General features: G+C 68.1%; 12 protein-coding genes. 7 read left to right on the top strand and 5 right to left on the bottom strand.

The features are described from left to right. The first annotated feature begins 24 nt into the window (after nucleotides 1-24). From OG885_RS20415 to OG885_RS20400, 4 genes are all read left to right on the top strand, one after another. Nucleotides 25-219 (top strand): hypothetical protein, encoded by a 195-nt coding sequence (locus OG885_RS20415; protein ID WP_399952079.1) that lies wholly within the window; start codon nucleotides 25-27, stop codon nucleotides 217-219. A gap of 135 nt (nucleotides 220-354) precedes the next feature. Next, nucleotides 355-801 (top strand): BlaI/MecI/CopY family transcriptional regulator, encoded by a 447-nt coding sequence (locus OG885_RS20410; protein WP_405733594.1) that lies wholly within the window; start codon nucleotides 355-357, stop codon nucleotides 799-801. A 9-nt stretch (nucleotides 802-810) separates the two neighbouring features. After that, complete coding sequence (locus tag OG885_RS20405; RefSeq protein ID WP_405733592.1) at nucleotides 811-1,359, top strand: amino-acid N-acetyltransferase; 549 nt, start codon at nucleotides 811-813, stop codon at nucleotides 1,357-1,359. A gap of 225 nt (nucleotides 1,360-1,584) precedes the next feature. Next, nucleotides 1,585-1,920, top strand: a complete 336-nt coding sequence (locus OG885_RS20400; protein WP_329336353.1) for an Lsr2 family protein — start codon at nucleotides 1,585-1,587, stop codon at nucleotides 1,918-1,920. Between the two features lie 9 nt (nucleotides 1,921-1,929). Here the strand turns inward: OG885_RS20400 and OG885_RS20395 are convergent, their stop codons facing one another. After that, nucleotides 1,930-2,706, bottom strand: coding sequence for an SCO3374 family protein (locus OG885_RS20395; protein ID WP_405733589.1), 777 nt, complete (start codon nucleotides 2,704-2,706; stop codon nucleotides 1,930-1,932). A gap of 430 nt (nucleotides 2,707-3,136) precedes the next feature. Here OG885_RS20395 and OG885_RS20390 point away from each other — a divergent pair, with 430 nt between their 5' ends. Further along, a complete protein-coding gene (locus OG885_RS20390; RefSeq protein ID WP_405733586.1) occupies nucleotides 3,137-5,662 on the top strand; it encodes an ATP-dependent Clp protease ATP-binding subunit in 2,526 nt (841 codons plus the stop codon). 69 nt (nucleotides 5,663-5,731) lie between these two features. On the opposite strand, the gene OG885_RS20385 is transcribed toward OG885_RS20390, so the two are convergent. The 3 genes from OG885_RS20385 to OG885_RS20375 all read right to left on the bottom strand — a co-directional run bounded on the left by OG885_RS20385 (nucleotide 5,732) and on the right by OG885_RS20375 (nucleotide 12,466). Beyond that, nucleotides 5,732-8,764, bottom strand: a complete 3,033-nt coding sequence (locus OG885_RS20385) for an NACHT domain-containing protein (RefSeq protein WP_405733583.1) — start codon at nucleotides 8,762-8,764, stop codon at nucleotides 5,732-5,734. A gap of 60 nt (nucleotides 8,765-8,824) precedes the next feature. Next, nucleotides 8,825-9,421, bottom strand: a complete 597-nt coding sequence (locus tag OG885_RS20380; protein WP_405733580.1) for an HAD family acid phosphatase — start codon at nucleotides 9,419-9,421, stop codon at nucleotides 8,825-8,827. Between the two features lie 117 nt (nucleotides 9,422-9,538). Continuing rightward, nucleotides 9,539-12,466: an NACHT domain-containing protein gene (locus OG885_RS20375; RefSeq protein ID WP_405733578.1), complete on the bottom strand. Its 2,928-nt coding sequence runs from the start codon at nucleotides 12,464-12,466 to the stop codon at nucleotides 9,539-9,541. Between the two features lie 525 nt (nucleotides 12,467-12,991). Between OG885_RS20375 and OG885_RS20370 the strand changes: the two genes are divergently transcribed. After that, nucleotides 12,992-13,540 (top strand): M23 family metallopeptidase, encoded by a 549-nt coding sequence (locus tag OG885_RS20370; protein WP_405733575.1) that lies wholly within the window; start codon nucleotides 12,992-12,994, stop codon nucleotides 13,538-13,540. 30 nt (nucleotides 13,541-13,570) lie between these two features. Here OG885_RS20370 and OG885_RS20365 read toward each other — a convergent pair whose 3' ends face one another. Next, nucleotides 13,571-14,167 (bottom strand): TetR/AcrR family transcriptional regulator, encoded by a 597-nt coding sequence (locus OG885_RS20365; RefSeq protein ID WP_405733573.1) that lies wholly within the window; start codon nucleotides 14,165-14,167, stop codon nucleotides 13,571-13,573. Nucleotides 14,168-14,287: 120 nt separating this feature from the next. On the opposite strand from OG885_RS20365, the gene OG885_RS20360 reads away from it, so the two are divergent. Then, nucleotides 14,288-15,871 carry an MDR family MFS transporter gene (locus OG885_RS20360; RefSeq protein WP_405733570.1) on the top strand — a complete coding sequence of 528 codons (1,584 nt, stop codon included), beginning with the start codon at nucleotides 14,288-14,290 and terminating at the stop codon, nucleotides 15,869-15,871. Nucleotides 15,872-16,041: the final 170 nt, after the last annotated feature.

The following is a 16,041-nucleotide window of genomic DNA, read 5'->3' as shown; positions in this document are numbered from 1 at the left end:
GGGGCCCGTGGCTACCCTGGACGCATGGACTACGTCTCCGCGCTCGTGCCCCCCGTCGTCATGGCGGTGTTCTTCATCGGTGTGATCAGGGTGATCGTGAAGACCCAGGGCGGCGCCAACAAGGCCAAGGAGGACGCCGTCGTCGACGCCGCTCTCGCGCGCGTGGAGGGGTCCCGTCAGGCGTCCGCCTCCTCCGCCTCCGCGAAGACCGACGTCTGACAGGCGTCCGACCCCGCCCTCGCCGGCGTACGACTCCCTAGTTTTCCGAGTCGTACGCCCTTTTTGTTCTTGTTTGCCGGTGAAAGTGCACGTCCGGCACGCCAATACCGAGATCTCCCACTATTGTGCTGAACTGTGCCTCGCCCATTGGGAGAACTCGAAGACGCGGTCATGACGCGGGTGTGGAAGTGGAACCGCCCGGTGACCGTTCGGGAAGTCCTGGAAGATCTGCAGCAGGAACGGTCCATCGCCTACACCACGGTGATGACCGTTCTGGACAATCTCCATCAGAAGGGCTGGGTGCGCCGGGAGGCCGAAGGACGGGCCTATCGATATGAGGCCGTCTCCACTCGCGCCGCCTACGCCGCCGCGCTGATGAACGACGCCTGGTCCCAGAGCGACAACCCCGCCGCCGCTCTCGTCGCCTTCTTCGGCATGATGAGCGACGAACAGCGACAGGCGCTGCGGGACGCCGTACGGATCGTCCAAGGACCGGAAACCCCGGAACCGGCCGCGACGGATACCGCTGTGGATACCAGCCGTGAGAACCCCGGCTCGGCACCGGACGGCGGCGGGCGATAGCGTCCGCACATGTCAGCAGAGAGCGCGTCCACCCGGAGCCCCGAAGTCAGCGCAAAAGCCATCACCGTCCGGCGGGCCCGCACCAGCGATGTCCAGGCGGTACGCAGCCTCCTTGACGAGTACGTCCAGCGACGCATCCTGCTCGACAAAGCCACGGTGACGCTTTACGAGGACATCCAGGAGTTCTGGGTCGCCGAACGGGACGACAACGGCGAGGTCGTCGGCTGCGGCGCACTGCACGTGATGTGGGAAGACCTCGCGGAAGTTCGTACTCTCGCGGTGAAGCAGGGCCTGAAGGGCGCCGGTGTCGGCCATCAGTTGCTGGAGAAGTTGCTGCACACCGCTCGCTGGCTCGGTGTTCGGCGTGTTTTCTGTCTGACCTTCGAAGTGGACTTCTTCGGCAAGCACGGCTTCGTCGAGATCGGCGAGACACCCGTTGACACCGATGTCCGCGCGGAGCTGTTGCGTTCCTATGACGAGGGTGTCGCGGAGTTCCTGGGTCTCGAACGAGTGAAACCGAACACCTTGGGCAACAGCCGGATGCTTCTGCATCTGTGATCGTCATGCCCTATTCCACGGGACGGCCCTGCCCAGGTTCCCTATGTCCGAAACGCGCATGTTTCCGGACCGAGGGTGGTCGGTCAGTCTCTCCCAGGGGTTTGTGTTTTTCCAGCAAAAGCGGTTTGCTTTCCGACGTACTGCAGTACTGCATATAACAGGGGGCGGCGAAACGGCGGACGCCGCAGACCCGGGTCCTCGAAGTTATCGATGAAAGGAAATCCGGTGGCACAGAAGGTTCAGGTCCTTCTTGTCGACGACCTCGACGGCGGCGAGGCGGACGAGACCGTGACGTTCGCGCTGGACGGCAAGACGTACGAGATCGATCTCACGACTGCCAATGCGGACAAGCTCCGTGGCCTTCTCGACCCTTACGTGAAGGGTGGTCGTCGTACCGGAGGCCGTGCCGCGGGCGGTCGCGGAAAGGCACGCGCCGCTTCCGGTGGCAGCCAGGACACCGCGCTGATCCGCGCCTGGGCCAAGGAGAACGGTCACGAGGTCAACGACCGCGGTCGTGTTCCCGCGGCCATTCGCGAGGCTTACGAGAAGGCCAACGCCTGAGCGCGACGCCTACGAAAAGGCGGGCGGCTGAGCGCACGCGCGCAGTCGCAGGCGGTGGCACTGCGTGGCCACCGTGTCCAGCACGCGTACGAGATCCGGGGCGCCCCCACCGCCCCCCAGCGCCGACAGCGTCGGCAGCGAGGCCTCGACCTCGCATCCCGCCTCGGGGGGCCGCAGCCACACGGCGGCCCCCTGGAGAGCGCCGGACGGACCGCAGGGGAGCGGTCGCGACCCGGCGGAACCCGGCTCGGACGACGATCCAGTGATGGCCGGGGCGAAGGGCGCAAGGGCGAGGACAGTCAGCCGTACGGCTTCGGCCGTCCCCGGTGCCGAGGAGTGCCGCAGCGGTGCGGTCGGCAGATCCGAGGCCGGCTCGGGAGGCAGTGGGGCGTCCATGACGCCGCCCTCTCCGATCGCCCTCAGATCCAGCGGCAGCGAACCCCATTCCAGCCAGTCCAGGATTCCCGGCACCTCGTCCGCGCTGCCCGCAGCCAGCAGGAGCCGCATCCGGCCGCCCTGTACGGCGACCGGGGAGCCCGGTGCCAGGTGGCGCAGCGCGGCGCGGCCCGCCTCGGTCGGGACGTCCAGGACGTCGAAGCGGGGGCCCACGGAAAGTCGTACCAAAGTTCCCGGTGCGTCGGGCACCGTCGGCCACCCCAGTTCGTTCTCGTACCACCGGCGGACCTGATCGCTCGCGTCGAGCGACCGACGGGGGAGCGGGACGGTGGGGGCCGACGGGGTCGCGGGGGCGAGGGGGGCAGTGGCAGGGGGGAGAGTGCCAACCATGACAAGTGCAACCGTCCGAGAAGCGTGCGAGTTACGCTGGGTGTTCCACTGAATGCGCAGCGTGGCCGAAGAGGGGGCTTCCGGGGGTGCGGGGAAGCGCAACGTTGTTCGCCCATAGCGGAGGGAACGGGGCCGCGCCGCATGGAGTGTCAGTCCCAGCGGGTAAGACATCCCTAGTGGGAGGGGGCGACACGCAGGACAGGCCGTCTCACGTTCGCCATCGGCGTACTGATGGTAGGGGTAACTGCCTGGCCTGCGGGAACATCGTCTCGCACCATCAGGTTGGAGCAGATGTCGGCGTTCGGGGTCAGGAGGCCAAGGACGGTGTCGGCAGTTGGAATGAGCGGTCCCCGCTTGCGGGACTAAGCTGCGGAAGGACAGGGAGGGGAAGTTCCCCCCACTGCCTGACCGCTCTGAGGAGCGATTAACGATGTTCGAGAGGTTCACCGACCGCGCGCGGCGGGTTGTCGTCCTGGCTCAGGAAGAAGCCCGGATGCTCAACCACAACTACATCGGCACCGAGCACATCCTCCTGGGCCTGATCCACGAGGGTGAGGGTGTCGCCGCCAAGGCCCTTGAGAGCCTCGGGATTTCGCTCGAGGCGGTCCGCCAGCAGGTGGAGGAGATCATCGGCCAGGGCCAGCAGGCCCCGTCCGGGCACATCCCCTTCACCCCCCGTGCCAAGAAGGTCCTGGAGCTGTCGCTCCGCGAGGCCCTTCAGCTGGGCCACAACTACATCGGCACGGAGCACATCCTGCTCGGCCTGATCCGTGAGGGCGAGGGCGTCGCCGCCCAGGTCCTGGTCAAGCTGGGCGCAGATCTCAACCGGGTGCGGCAGCAGGTCATCCAGCTGCTCTCCGGTTACCAGGGCAAGGAGACCGCCACCGCCGGCGGGCCTGCCGAGGGCACCCCCTCGACGTCCCTGGTCCTCGACCAGTTCGGCCGGAACCTCACCCAGGCCGCTCGTGAGTCCAAGCTCGACCCGGTCATCGGGCGCGAGAAGGAGATCGAGCGGGTCATGCAGGTGCTGTCCCGCCGTACCAAGAACAACCCGGTCCTGATCGGTGAGCCCGGCGTCGGCAAGACCGCCGTCGTCGAGGGCCTCGCCCAGGCCATCGTCAAGGGCGAGGTGCCCGAGACCCTCAAGGACAAGCACCTCTACACCCTCGACCTCGGCGCGCTGGTTGCCGGCTCCCGCTACCGCGGTGACTTCGAGGAGCGCCTGAAGAAGGTGCTCAAGGAGATCCGCACCCGCGGCGACATCATCCTGTTCATCGACGAGCTGCACACGCTGGTCGGTGCGGGTGCCGCCGAGGGCGCCATCGACGCGGCTTCCATCCTGAAGCCGATGCTGGCCCGCGGTGAGCTGCAGACCATCGGCGCCACCACGCTGGACGAGTACCGCAAGCACCTGGAGAAGGACGCGGCCCTGGAGCGCCGCTTCCAGCCCATCCAGGTCGCCGAGCCCTCGCTCCCGCACACCATCGAGATCCTCAAGGGTCTGCGCGACCGCTACGAGGCCCACCACCGTGTGTCCATCACGGACGAGGCCCTCGTCCAGGCCGCGACCCTGGCCGACCGGTACATCTCGGACCGCTTCCTCCCCGACAAGGCGATCGACCTGATCGACGAGGCGGGCTCCCGGATGCGCATCCGCCGGATGACCGCGCCGCCGGACCTCCGCGAGTTCGACGAGAAGATCGCCGGTGTCCGCCGGGACAAGGAGTCCGCGATCGACTCGCAGGACTTCGAGAAGGCGGCCTCTCTGCGCGACAAGGAGAAGCAGCTCCTCGCCGCGAAGGCCAAGCGCGAGAAGGAGTGGAAGGCCGGCGACATGGACGTCGTCGCCGAGGTCGACGGCGAGCTGATCGCCGAGGTCCTCGCGACCGCCACCGGCATCCCGGTCTTCAAGCTGACCGAGGAGGAGTCCTCGCGTCTGCTGCGCATGGAGGACGAGCTCCACAAGCGGGTCATCGGCCAGAAGGACGCCGTCAAGGCGCTCTCGAAGGCGATCCGTCGTACGCGTGCGGGCCTCAAGGACCCGAAGCGTCCCGGTGGCTCGTTCATCTTCGCCGGTCCGTCCGGTGTCGGTAAGACCGAGCTGTCCAAGGCGCTCGCCGAGTTCCTCTTCGGTGACGAGGACGCGCTGATCTCCCTCGACATGTCGGAGTTCAGCGAGAAGCACACGGTCTCGCGCCTCTTCGGTTCGCCCCCCGGATACGTGGGCTACGAAGAGGGCGGCCAGCTGACCGAGAAGGTCCGTCGCAAGCCGTTCTCCGTCGTCCTCTTCGACGAGGTCGAGAAGGCCCACCCGGACATCTTCAACTCGCTGCTGCAGATCCTGGAGGACGGTCGGCTGACCGACTCCCAGGGCCGGGTCGTGGACTTCAAGAACACGGTCATCATCATGACGACCAACCTCGGCACCCGGGACATCTCCAAGGGCTTCAACCTGGGCTTCGCGGCCACGGGTGACACGAAGTCCAACTACGAGCGCATGAAGAACAAGGTCTCGGACGAGCTCAAGCAGCACTTCCGCCCCGAGTTCCTCAACCGCGTCGACGACGTGGTCGTCTTCCCGCAGCTGACCCAGGACGACATCCTCGCGATCGTCGACCTCATGGTCGGCAAGGTGGACGAGCGCCTCAAGGACCGGGACATGGGCATCGAGCTCTCCCAGTCCGCCAAGGAGCTGCTGTCCAGGAAGGGTTACGACCCGGTGCTGGGCGCGCGTCCGCTGCGGCGCACGATCCAGCGCGAGATCGAGGACACGCTGTCGGAGAAGATCCTCTTCGGCGAGCTGCGTCCCGGTCACATCGTGGTCGTCGACACGGAGGGCGAGGGCGAGACCCAGACCTTCACCTTCCGCGGCGAGGAGAAGTCGGCGCTGCCGGACGTTCCGCCGATCGAGCAGGCGGCCGGCGGGGCTGGGCCGAATCTGAGCAAGGACGCGTAAGCCGTAGGGCGATGCGTGGAGGGACCGGTGCCTTTGGGCGCCGGTCCCTTTGCTTTGCCCTTCAGGGTTTCAGCGCTGGTCCAGTTTGATCGCGACATTTGGGAAGAGGTCGGCGTAGAGAGGGGCGGAGATGGGTTCGCCGGGGAGGCCTTGCAGGGTTACCGAGCGGAGATTCGGTAGGCGGTCGGCCAGGGGGGCGAGGTCTTCAGCGCCGTTCATCGCGGCTACTCGCAGGTCTTCGATGCCGGGGAGTTCGGGCATCGCCGTTATGGAGTGCGGGAAGGTTCGGACGATTTCTGCGTTCAAGTAGAGCTGGTCCAGTTCCGGTAGTGCGCTGACCGACTGCCAGTCTGCGGCGGTCAGTTCGACGGTCAGCGGACCAAGACTGAGGGTGCGCAAGGCCGACCAGTGCTGCAGTCCGCGGAGGCCTGTGGTCTCGGTGCTGTTCCGGCCCAGGAAGAGGGCCCTCAGTGGCGCGTCCGCCGGAAGGGCGTCAGTGAGGGCTGTGCCCGGCAATTCCTGTACGAGGGACAGGCTGCGCAGCCACCGCAGTGATCGCAGGCCCCTGACATCCGCGATATGAGTGAGGACGAGGGCGTCGCATGGCAGTCGGTCCAGTCCATCAAGAGTCGGGCAGTTCTCCAGCCATAGGGTGCGGAGCGAGCTGAAAGGCAACAGGGCGCTCAGATCGGTGAGGAGGGGGTTGTTTCTCAGATCCAGTGCCGTCACAGCCTCCGGGCCGGGTACGGTGCTCAGGATGTCCTCGACCTGGTGCGGTCCTCGGATGGAGAGGCGAGGCCAAGGGCGCATTCCGGAGATGGCCGACAGCTCTTCGGCAGACTCGCAGAGGACGTAGAGGTTCGCTCGGTCCAGATGGTCCAGGACCTCGGCGGCGTATTCCGCGGTGTCGAATCGCTGCCAGGTGCCGGCGAGTTGGCGCCGGACGTCGAAGTCTGGGTGTTCTCGGAAGCGCCGCAACACTGCCAGTGCTCCCTCTGGTTCCTCCGCGCCGAGGAGCGATGCGGTGACGGCGACGCCCAAGGCCTGCTCGTCCGTCAGTCCCTCCGGCCCCGGCAGCAGCTCCAGCACCAGAGGACCTGCCTTGGCCAGGATCATCGCCTCCTCGTTCGTCCGCGGCGGGATCAGCACGGCGGCCCGTGACTCGACCGCGGCCCGCACCCCGGGGTCCACCGCCGTCGCATGCTCCAGGCAGGCCAGCGCCAGTACGGTCAGACGAGGGACGTTCCTGGCCAGCAACTGCTGCAGCAGCACCGCCCGTTCCCGCGGCCGGGCATGAGCCACCGCCAGTCTGACCACGTCCTCCCACTGAGCGTCGTCCGCGTGGCTCAGCAGGACGTCCAGGTGGCCTTCCTCGACGGCGTAGCGGGCGCCGAGGTAGTCCTGGAAGGTGCGGTGGACGAAGTCGACGATGCCGTCGGCGGGTTGGCGCAGGAGGCCGCTGCGCAGGAGAAGCGTCCTGAGGGTGGTCGCCGCGTCCCCCCGTATCGCGATCGAGGGGAGGCAGCGCTCCACGATGCCTTTGGCGGTCGCGGCGTCCATCTCGGTCCGGCCGCTCAACACCAGCGCGTACGCAAGGCGTTGCAGTATCTCCAGCTGGGCCTCCTCGCTCAGCTCGGGTTCCTCCACGCCCCGCTCCCGGTCCCGGCGGGTGAGGAGCATCGTGAGGGCGGCGTCGTACAACTCCTTGCGGCCCGTGGGGAGATAGCCCCGGCGTTCGCGGTGCAGGGCGCAGATCAGGCCGCACATCAGGGGGTTGGTGGCGAGGCGGGCCAGGTCGCGTTTGGTGCGCAGGGAGTCGAGGAGGGGGGTCTCGTACTGCGGGGCCTGGGCCGCCGTGTGCCAGCGGTGGACGAAGGTGGCGACCTCGGCACGGCGCATCGGGGACAGGAGGAGTTCGTGGAAGCCCTCGCCCGCGAGCCAGTCGGGGCGTACCGCGGTGGGGCGGGAGGTGAGGAGCCAGCGGTTGCCCGGGAAGGCGTGGATGAGGGAGAGAAGCCAGTCGCGGGTGCGGTTGCGGTCGGCGGCGGGGATCTCGTCCAGCCCGTCGACGAGGACCAGGCCGCGGCCGGCCGCGAGGACGCGCTCGGTCCAGCCGTCCGGCGGGGTGTGCGGACAGCTCACGGCCTTCAGGAAGCCGTGCGGCGAGGGGAGTTCACTCGCGCGGATCAGGGTGCGCAGCGGCAGGACGTAGGGGATGTGGAGGCCCTCGCGGGCCGCCGTCACCGCCAGCCACTGCACCAGGGTGGTCTTGCCGGAGCCGGCGTCGCCGCGCAGAAGGACCCGCTCGTGGGCGAAGAGCGCTTCCTCGGCAGGGAGTTGGACGGTGACCGGTCCGCCGGACGCGTCGTGGTCCTCCGCCCGCACCCGCTCCTGGGACGCGGTGGCCTCCAGGCTCAGATAGGCCACCTCCAGCGGCCAGCGGTCCGGGGAGTCGCGCAGGTCGATGCCGTAGATGGTGATGTGGTTGTGGCGCTCGGCGACATGGCGCAGATAGCGGCGTTCGAAGGTGCGGTCCTCGGCGCCGGGGCGGGGGGTGCGGGCCAGCAGCTCGTCGGTCTTCGCGATCAGCGCGGCCTGTCTGCGGGACTGTTCGACGAGGGTGCGGGTGACAAAGGTGGACCTGCGGGTGAAGAACTCCAGGATCTGGAGGCAGGCCCATTCGGTCGCCGAGTCGAGGAAGTAGCCGGCGTCGGTGGACAGGCCGACGGGGGAGGGGGCCGCGCGGGCGAGGGCGCGCGCCAGTTCCCAGTGGCCGAGGTCGACCGCCTGTACGTCGTCCATCTCCAGGTCGCCCAGGGCCAGCAGCCGGGCGGTGAGGGCCTCGACGACGGCCGCTTCCTCGTCGGCGGGGAAGGGCGGCTCACCGGGCGAGTCGGTGGCCGCGCCGACCATACGGCGGGACAGCGCGCGGACTTCCTTCTCGCCGAGGGCGCGCTTCTCGCCGCGGAAGGAGACGAGGGAGGACAGGCGTACGGGCTTGTCGGTCAGGCCCGCTCCCGGGGCGTCCGGTGCGAAGAGTTTCCTGACCAGGGACGCCATCAGGCTGGACGCCAACTTGCTGCCGAGGACCGCCGGGTCCATCCGCCTCACCCCCGTGATCGCGCGAACGGGGGTGAGGATATCGGCAGTTGACCTGCTGGGTCAGGAGAGCTGGCCGTCGTAGTCCGGGAGTTTGAAGGTCTTCTCGGCGTGGCCGCCCGACAGGTCGGTGGCGCTGTTGCCGATGTTCGCGATGATCGTGTAGCCCTTGTTCTCGATGTCGACGCGCTTGGCCGTCTTGTAGGTGGCGACGTCCTTGAACAGGTCGATGAAGTTGCGGACGTACAGGCCGCTGACCTGGTAGCCGACCTGCTTGAGGTTGTAGTCGGTCACCGAGGCGATGATGTCGGGGCGGGCGGTCACGAAGAACAGGGAAACGCCGTGCTCCTGGGCGTACTTGGCGACGCTCAGGACGGGCTTGTTGGCCGGCGACGGGTAGCTGAAGCCGAAGTCCGTCTCCAGGGTGGTGTTGTCGATGTCGAAGACGATCGCCTGCTTCTCACCGGGCTTCGTCGCGGCGATCCGCTGCTTGAGGTACGGCAGTGCCTGGTCCGCCACGGTCTGGCAGTCCTGCTGCCAGGTGGCGTAATCGACGTCCTCAGCGGCGACGGCGTCGGTCGGGGCGGCGAGAGCGACGAGGGCCGCCGTGGAGACGGCGGTGACGGTCATTCGGCGCACCAAGGGGCCTCGGTTCGTCATGGGTGGGGGGTCCTCTCACGTCCGGTGCTGCTGCCGTTGACGGGGGCATGGTGGTTGGCGTGGGTGGCGCGAGGGGAACCGTAAGGTTACTGGGGGGTAAGTGGGAAGAGGCGTGCACTACTTGATCTGGACGCGGTGCGGGAGCTGAGCCCGGCCTCGGACGCGGACATCGTTGTGCGGCAGGGCGATCTGCCGGAGCTCGGGCAGGTCCTTGAGCGGGCTGAGATCCCAGTCCGGCCGGGTGGCGAAGGGGGTTACGAGGACGAGGTGGGTCAGGGCGGGGAAGAGCGCGGGGAGGCAAGCGAGATTCGGCGGCTCGTTCGCGTTCACGTCGAGGGTCAGACGGGTGACCCTGGGAAATGTGGTGGCCGATGGGCACAGCGGCAGGGAGGCCGCGGACAGCCGGAGCGTCATCAGCTCGCGGAGTTTCCACAGCTCCGACCACTCGGCGGCGGATGAGGGGCCGGCGGCCGGGCTCAGCGTCAGGTTCCTGAGCCCTTCGAAACGGCTCAGGCCGATCAGCCCGACCTCGGATGCGGGCGTTCTCAGGCCGAGCCCGAGTCTGTGCAGTGGTGCGCGGGCCGGAAGCATCGCCATGGACCAGGTGCCCACCTCCGGCAGGGAGAGTTCGAGCAGCTGGAGCCGGTCGAGGGTGGCCAGGGGGCGCAGGTCGAGGTCGGGGCTGAGGTGCTGGATGGTGAGCCACCGGAGACCGGGTCCCCGGAGATCGCCGAGGTCCGCGAGGCGGGGGCAGTTGCCGAGCGACAGATCGACCAGCCGCGCGGCTTCTGCCAGCGGGGAGAGGTCGGTCAGGGCCGGGTTCCTGCCGATGCTGACAACGGTCGGCTGGGTCTCGGCCACGTACTTCGCCATCTCGCGCGCCGGCAGCGATCCCCGGAAGGAGACCCTGGGGCGACCGCCCAGGGAACGCAGTGCCCGTAGCTGCTCGGGGGTGGTGACCGGGAAGACGACCCTGTCCGGCGGGACGTGGGCGAGGACTTCCTTTGCGTACTGCTCGGCGTCGAACGACTCCCAGCACTCTGCGAGCCGGCTCCGGACCTGCCAGGACCGGTGCTGCGCGAACTGCGCCAGATACGGGATCGCCGTCTCGGACGCCACGCGCGCGGCGGTCGTCACCACGGCGAGGGCGGTCGCGTCATCGAGACCCTCCGGCCCCGGCAACAGATCCAGGACCAGCGGGCCGACCGCCACGAGCGCTTCCGCGGCTTGCGCGGTGCGCGGCGGTACGAGCGTCGCCGCCCGCTCCTCCACCGCGCCCCGCACGCCCGGATCCAACTCCGTCGCGTGCTCCAGACAAGCCGCCGCCAGCAGGAACACCCGGCTCCGTTCCCGCCCCTCCTCGCACGCGTCCCCCTTCGCCAGCAGACCCTGGAGGATCTCCGCGCGTTCCCGTGGCCGGGCGTGGGCCACGGCCATGCGGATCACGTCCTCCCACTGGTCGTCGACCGCGTGCTCGACCAGCAGGCCGATGTCCCAGATCTCCACGGCCGCGCGGGCGCCCAGATAGTCCTGGAAGGTGCGGTGGATGAAGTCGACGGCGTCCGGGGCGGGTTCGCGGAGCAGCCCGGTGCGGTCGAGGAGATGCCGGAAGACCGCCTTGGCATCGCCGAGGGCCGCGGCGGACGGTACGGCGGGCAGGATGTCGGCGACGATCTGCTCGGCGCGGTCGCGGTCCATCTCCGTACGGCCGTTGCGGATCAGCCAGTAGGCGAGGCGCTGGAGGAGCTGGGTCTGGGGTTCCTGCTGCAGTTCCACGCCGCCCGTGGTGAGGACCGCGCGTTCGCGGTCCCGGCGGGCCAGCAGCATCGCCAGCGCCGCCTCGTACAACTCCTTGCGGCCCTGCGGGAGATACCCGCGCCGGTCGCGGTGCAGGGCGCAGATCAGGCCGCACATCAGGGGGTTGGTGGCGAGTCGGCCGAGATCGGTCTTGCTGCGGATGGCAGTCAGCAACTGCTGCTCGTAGGCGGAGAGTTGTGCGTCCTCGTCGGTGTTCCCGGCGGCCGCCGCCCGGTGCCAGTGCGCGATGAAGGTGGCTACGGCCGCGGGGCTCATCGCGGAGAGGGTGAGTTCCGTGAAGCCGTCGGCGGCGAGCCAGTCGTCCTGGACGGCGCTCGGGCGGGACGTCACGAGCCAGCGGTTGCCGGGGTGGGCGGCGATCAGTTCGCGCAGCCATGTCCGGGCGCGGTCGCGTTCTGCCTCCGGGATCTCGTCGATGCCGTCGATCAGGACGAGGCCGCGGCCCTGCGCGAGCACTCGGTCGGTCCAGCCCTCGGGCTGCGTCTCGGCCAACGGGCACCCCGAGGCCCTGAGGAAGCCGTCGGGGGCGGGGAGCGGCTCGCCGTGCCGGGTGAGGGTACGCAGGGGCATGACCAGCGGGACGCGGCCGTAGAGGTGGGACATCGCGCCGTCCGGGTCGGCCCGGGTTGCGGAGACGGCCAGCCACTGCACGAGGGTGGTCTTGCCGGAGCCGGCGACGCCGCGCAGGAGGACGCGGTCGTGGTGGGCGAGGACCTGGTCGGCGGGGAGGGGGGCGAGGGGCCGGTGGCCGTCGACGCCCACGGTCAACTCGTTCGTCGTGAGGAGCCAGTCGGTTTTCGGTGCCGAGACCTCAAGGCTCAGATAGGCGACTTCCAGCGGCCACTTGGAGGGGGAATTCACCAGGTCCACGCCGTAGATGGTCAATTGGCCGTGGCGTTTGGCGACGTAGGCGAGGTAGTCGCGGTGGAATCTGGCGTCGTGGAGGTCCGGGAGGCCGCTGCTGTGGGTCAATTCATCCAGTTTGGCGATGAGTTCGGCCAAGAGCTGCGACCAGTCGCGGGGCGCGAGGGCGGAGGGTTGGGACAGGAGGGTGGTGAACTGGAGGCAGAGCCAGTCGGTGACCAGGTCCACGAAGGACGCGGCCTCGGCGGAGAGGCTCGGATCGTGTCCTGCTTTACGGCGCAGTTGCCGGGCGATGTCGCGATACCCCGGGCGCAGTGCCGTCAGCGCATTCATGTCGACGTCTGCCAGGTGGACCAGTCGCACCAGAAGAATTTTGGTGACCGGCGCTCGCTCCTCGGGCGGAAACGGTGGACCGCCAGGTGACCTCAACGTCTCATCGACCAGGCGGCCGACAGAGGCGGCGGTCCGCGTAGCAAGTTCCTCCGTCGCGACGGCCCTGAGTTCCACCCGGCCTCCCCCTGAGTCCCCGTGCGCCCTCGCAGAGACCCCGCAGCGTAGCCCCCGTCACATCCCCGCGTCCCTGGATCTCCACACCCGGTGACATGCCGCACAGGCGATTTGTCCGTTACTAAGCCGCATAGCAGTAAGCCCGATACGGGCAAAAAGGACATTTGTTCTGGAACCCCTGAGTGCATTGCGCACTCCTGGGTGGATTCGTCCCTAGTGCGCGCTCTGTCAAGGATGCGGAAGTTTTCAGATGAAGTACTAGCTTCCGTCGTAGATCAGCGGTTTGGGCGTTCCGCGAGGTCGGGGTTACCAAGGGATGCCCCATCCGGCGGATGCCTGTGCGCCGGGTGGTTTTTCTGTCCCCGTCCCCATGAGGTTCCGATGTTCTCGCGCAACTCTTCCCGTTCTTCCCGTACGTCCGCGCTCCGCACCCGCGTGGCCGTGGTGGCCGCCGGTCTGGGTGCCACGGCCGTGCTGGGAACCGGGGTCGCGTCCGCGGCGGGGAGCTCGGCTTCCTGGATCGACCCGGTGAAGAAGTACACGCTGAGCGCCAGCTTCGCGCAGGCCGGCGGCATGTGGCAGTCCACCCACAGCGGCCAGGACTTCGCGGTGTCCAGCGGCACCAAGGTCTTCGCCGCGCACGGCGGCACCGTCGTCAAGGCCGGCGGCAACGGCGCCGGTGACGGCTCCGCGTACGGCAACGCCATCGTCATCAAGCACGGCAACCGGCTCTACTCGCAGTACGCCCATCTCTCGCGCATCGAGGTCAAGGTCGGCCAGGTCGTCAAGACCGGCCAGCGCATCGCCCTGTCCGGCAACACCGGCAACTCCAGCGGGCCGCACCTGCACTTCGAGATCCGCACGACCGCCAACTACGGCTCGGCCGTCGACCCGGTCGCCTTCCTGCGCTCCAAGGGCGTGACGGTCTAAGCCGGATCCCTTGCCCGATCCCGGCCCGATCTAGACCTTGTCGGAGCCGTGGTGGGCCTGGGTCACCAGTTCCGACGCCACCTGAAGGACCGCCTTGCGCTTGGCCTCCTGGTCGCCGTCGATGTCCTGGAGGAAGAACATCCCGGCGTGCAGGGTGAAGATCGCGCTGACGTAGCGGACCTGGTCGACCAGGTCCGCCTTCGGGTCGATCATGATGTCCCGCAGGCCCTGCATGCGCCCCTTGAAGTCCTCGCCGACCCGTAGTTCCCGTACCGTCCCCTGGTTCTCCTGCATGAAGCGGAACAGGGGGGCGGCGTCGGCGAGGATGTCGCTGTAGCGCCGTACGATCTCCTGCTTGGTCTCCAGGGTGTGCGGCTGCGCCTTGCCCCACTCGATCAGGTCGAGGATCGGCTGGGTCAGATCGTCGAAGATGCTGGCCAGGATCTCTTCCTTGGTCTTGAAGTGGTAGTACAGCGCCGCCTTCGTGACCTCCAGGCGCTCTGCGATCTCGCGCAGCGACGTCTTCTCGTAGCCCTGCTCGGCGAAGAGTTCGAGGGCCACGTCCTGGATGCGCTGGCGGGTGTTCCCGCGGCGCCGCTGCCTGGTGCCGTCCATGGTGCCGCCCATTCTTCGTGAAGCCCTTGGCTTTGACCAAAACTTACTTGACGCCCGGCTAGTTGGGGGTCTACTTTCCCCAGTGTAGTCAACTTGCCGGGCGGCAAGTAAGTAGCTGGGGGAGTGGAAAGCATGGCGGACACGGCGGACGCGACGGACACGCAAGAAGAAGTAGAGGACAAGCAACCCCGGAGCGTGCGGGTCGTCCTGCTCGCCCTGATGATCACGATGATGCTCGCGATGCTCGACAACATGATCGTGGGCACCGCGATGCCGACGATCGTCGGCGATCTGGGCGGACTCGAACATCTGGCCTGGGTCGTGACGGCTTACACGCTGGCGACCGCGGCCTCCACACCCGTGTGGGGCAAGCTCGGTGACATGTACGGGCGCAAGGGCGCCTTCATGTCGTCGATCGTGATCTTCCTGATCGGCTCCGCGCTCAGCGGTATGGCACAGGACATGCCGCAGCTCATCGGGTTCCGGGCCGTTCAGGGCCTCGGCGCCGGTGGTCTGATGGTCGGTGTCATGGCGATCATCGGTGACCTCATTCCGCCGCGCGAGCGCGGTAAGTACCAGGGCATGATGGCCGGCGTCATGGCGCTCGCGATGATCGGCGGACCGCTGGTCGGCGGCACCATCACCGACAACTGGGGCTGGCGCTGGTCCTTCTACATCAACCTGCCGCTCGGTGTCGTCGCGCTGGCCGCGATCAGCGCCGTACTGCACCTGCCGAAGAAGCGGGCCAAGGCGCGCATCGACTACCTCGGTGTCGTGCTGCTGACCGTCGGCATCACCTCGATCGTGCTGGTCACCACATGGGGCGGGACCGAGTACGCCTGGACCTCCGCGCGGATCATGGAGCTCATCGGCATCGGCGTGGCCTCGCTGATCGGGTTCGTGTTCTGGCAGACCAAGGCCGCCGAGCCGGTCGTGCCGCTGCACATCTTCCGCAGCCGCAACTTCACGCTGATGTCGCTCATCGGCTTCGTCACCGGCTTCGTGATGTTCGGCGCGACGCTCTATCTGCCGCTCTACCAGCAGTCCGTCCAGGGCGCCTCCGCGACCAACTCCGGTCTGCTGCTGCTGCCGATGCTCGGCGCCATGCTGGTGACCTCGATGGTGGCGGGGCGTGTGACCACCAACAGCGGGCGGTACTATGTCTTCCCCGTCCTCGGCAGTGTGCTGATGGTCGTCGGCCTGTACCTGCTGTCGCTGATGGACACCGGCACCTCACGCGTCACCTCCGGTGTGTTCATGGCCGTCGTCGGGCTCGGCATGGGCTGTCTGATGCAGATCACCATGCTGGTCGCGCAGAACAGCGTCGAGATGAAGGACATGGGCGTCGCCTCGTCGTCCACCACGCTCTTCCGGACCCTCGGCTCGTCGTTCGGCGTCGCCATCATGGGCGCCCTGTTCAACAACCGGGTCCAGGACGTCATGGCCGAGCGCGGCGGTTCGGCCGGAGCCAAGATGACCGAGCAGTCCGCCCAGCTGGACGCGGCGAGCCTGGCCAAGCTGCCGGTCGCGCTGCGCGAGGCGTACCAGCACGCGGTCTCCTCCGGCACGCACTCGGCGTTCCTGCTCGGGTCCGTCGTCGCGGTGGTCGCGCTGGTGGCGGCCGTGTTCGTCAAGGAGGTGCCGCTGAAGGGAGCGGGACCGAAGACGGACGCGGAGGCCCCCGCGGCTCCGACACAGATGGTCGAGGCCGTCTGACCGTCGGCGCGCGACTGAGCAGTAGAGCAGTCGACATCTGACGCAGTAACGCGTAAGCGCGGATGAGCTGAAGGCCCCCGGCGGTGTCCGCCCCGGGGGCCTTCCGCATGCCGTACGGCATCAAGGCGAACCTCCGTGACGGCGGCCCCACCCGGCAGTGATGCGCGCAA

It is taken from the genome of Streptomyces sp. NBC_00028 (genome assembly GCF_045041065.1).
Taxonomy (GTDB): domain Bacteria; phylum Actinomycetota; class Actinomycetes; order Streptomycetales; family Streptomycetaceae; genus Streptomyces.
The sequence above is the reverse complement of the archived record's forward strand: the minus strand, read 5'-3'. Positions and strand labels throughout refer to the sequence as shown.

Excerpts from the sequence above, each read along its gene's own strand:
- OG885_RS20415 (WP_399952079.1), top strand. The coding sequence starts at position 25 with ATGGACTACGTCTCCGCGCTCGTGCCCCCCGTCGTCATGGCGGTGTTC.
- OG885_RS20405 (WP_405733592.1), top strand. The coding sequence starts at position 811 with ATGTCAGCAGAGAGCGCGTCCACCCGGAGCCCCGAAGTCAGCGCAAAA.
- OG885_RS20395 (WP_405733589.1), bottom strand. The coding sequence starts at position 2,706 with ATGGTTGGCACTCTCCCCCCTGCCACTGCCCCCCTCGCCCCCGCGACC.
- OG885_RS20390 (WP_405733586.1), top strand. The coding sequence starts at position 3,137 with ATGTTCGAGAGGTTCACCGACCGCGCGCGGCGGGTTGTCGTCCTGGCT.
- OG885_RS20385 (WP_405733583.1), bottom strand. The coding sequence starts at position 8,764 with ATGGACCCGGCGGTCCTCGGCAGCAAGTTGGCGTCCAGCCTGATGGCG.
- OG885_RS20380 (WP_405733580.1), bottom strand. The coding sequence starts at position 9,421 with ATGACGAACCGAGGCCCCTTGGTGCGCCGAATGACCGTCACCGCCGTC.
- OG885_RS20370 (WP_405733575.1), top strand. The coding sequence starts at position 12,992 with ATGTTCTCGCGCAACTCTTCCCGTTCTTCCCGTACGTCCGCGCTCCGC.
- OG885_RS20365 (WP_405733573.1), bottom strand. The coding sequence starts at position 14,167 with ATGGGCGGCACCATGGACGGCACCAGGCAGCGGCGCCGCGGGAACACC.
- OG885_RS20360 (WP_405733570.1), top strand. The coding sequence starts at position 14,288 with ATGGCGGACACGGCGGACGCGACGGACACGCAAGAAGAAGTAGAGGAC.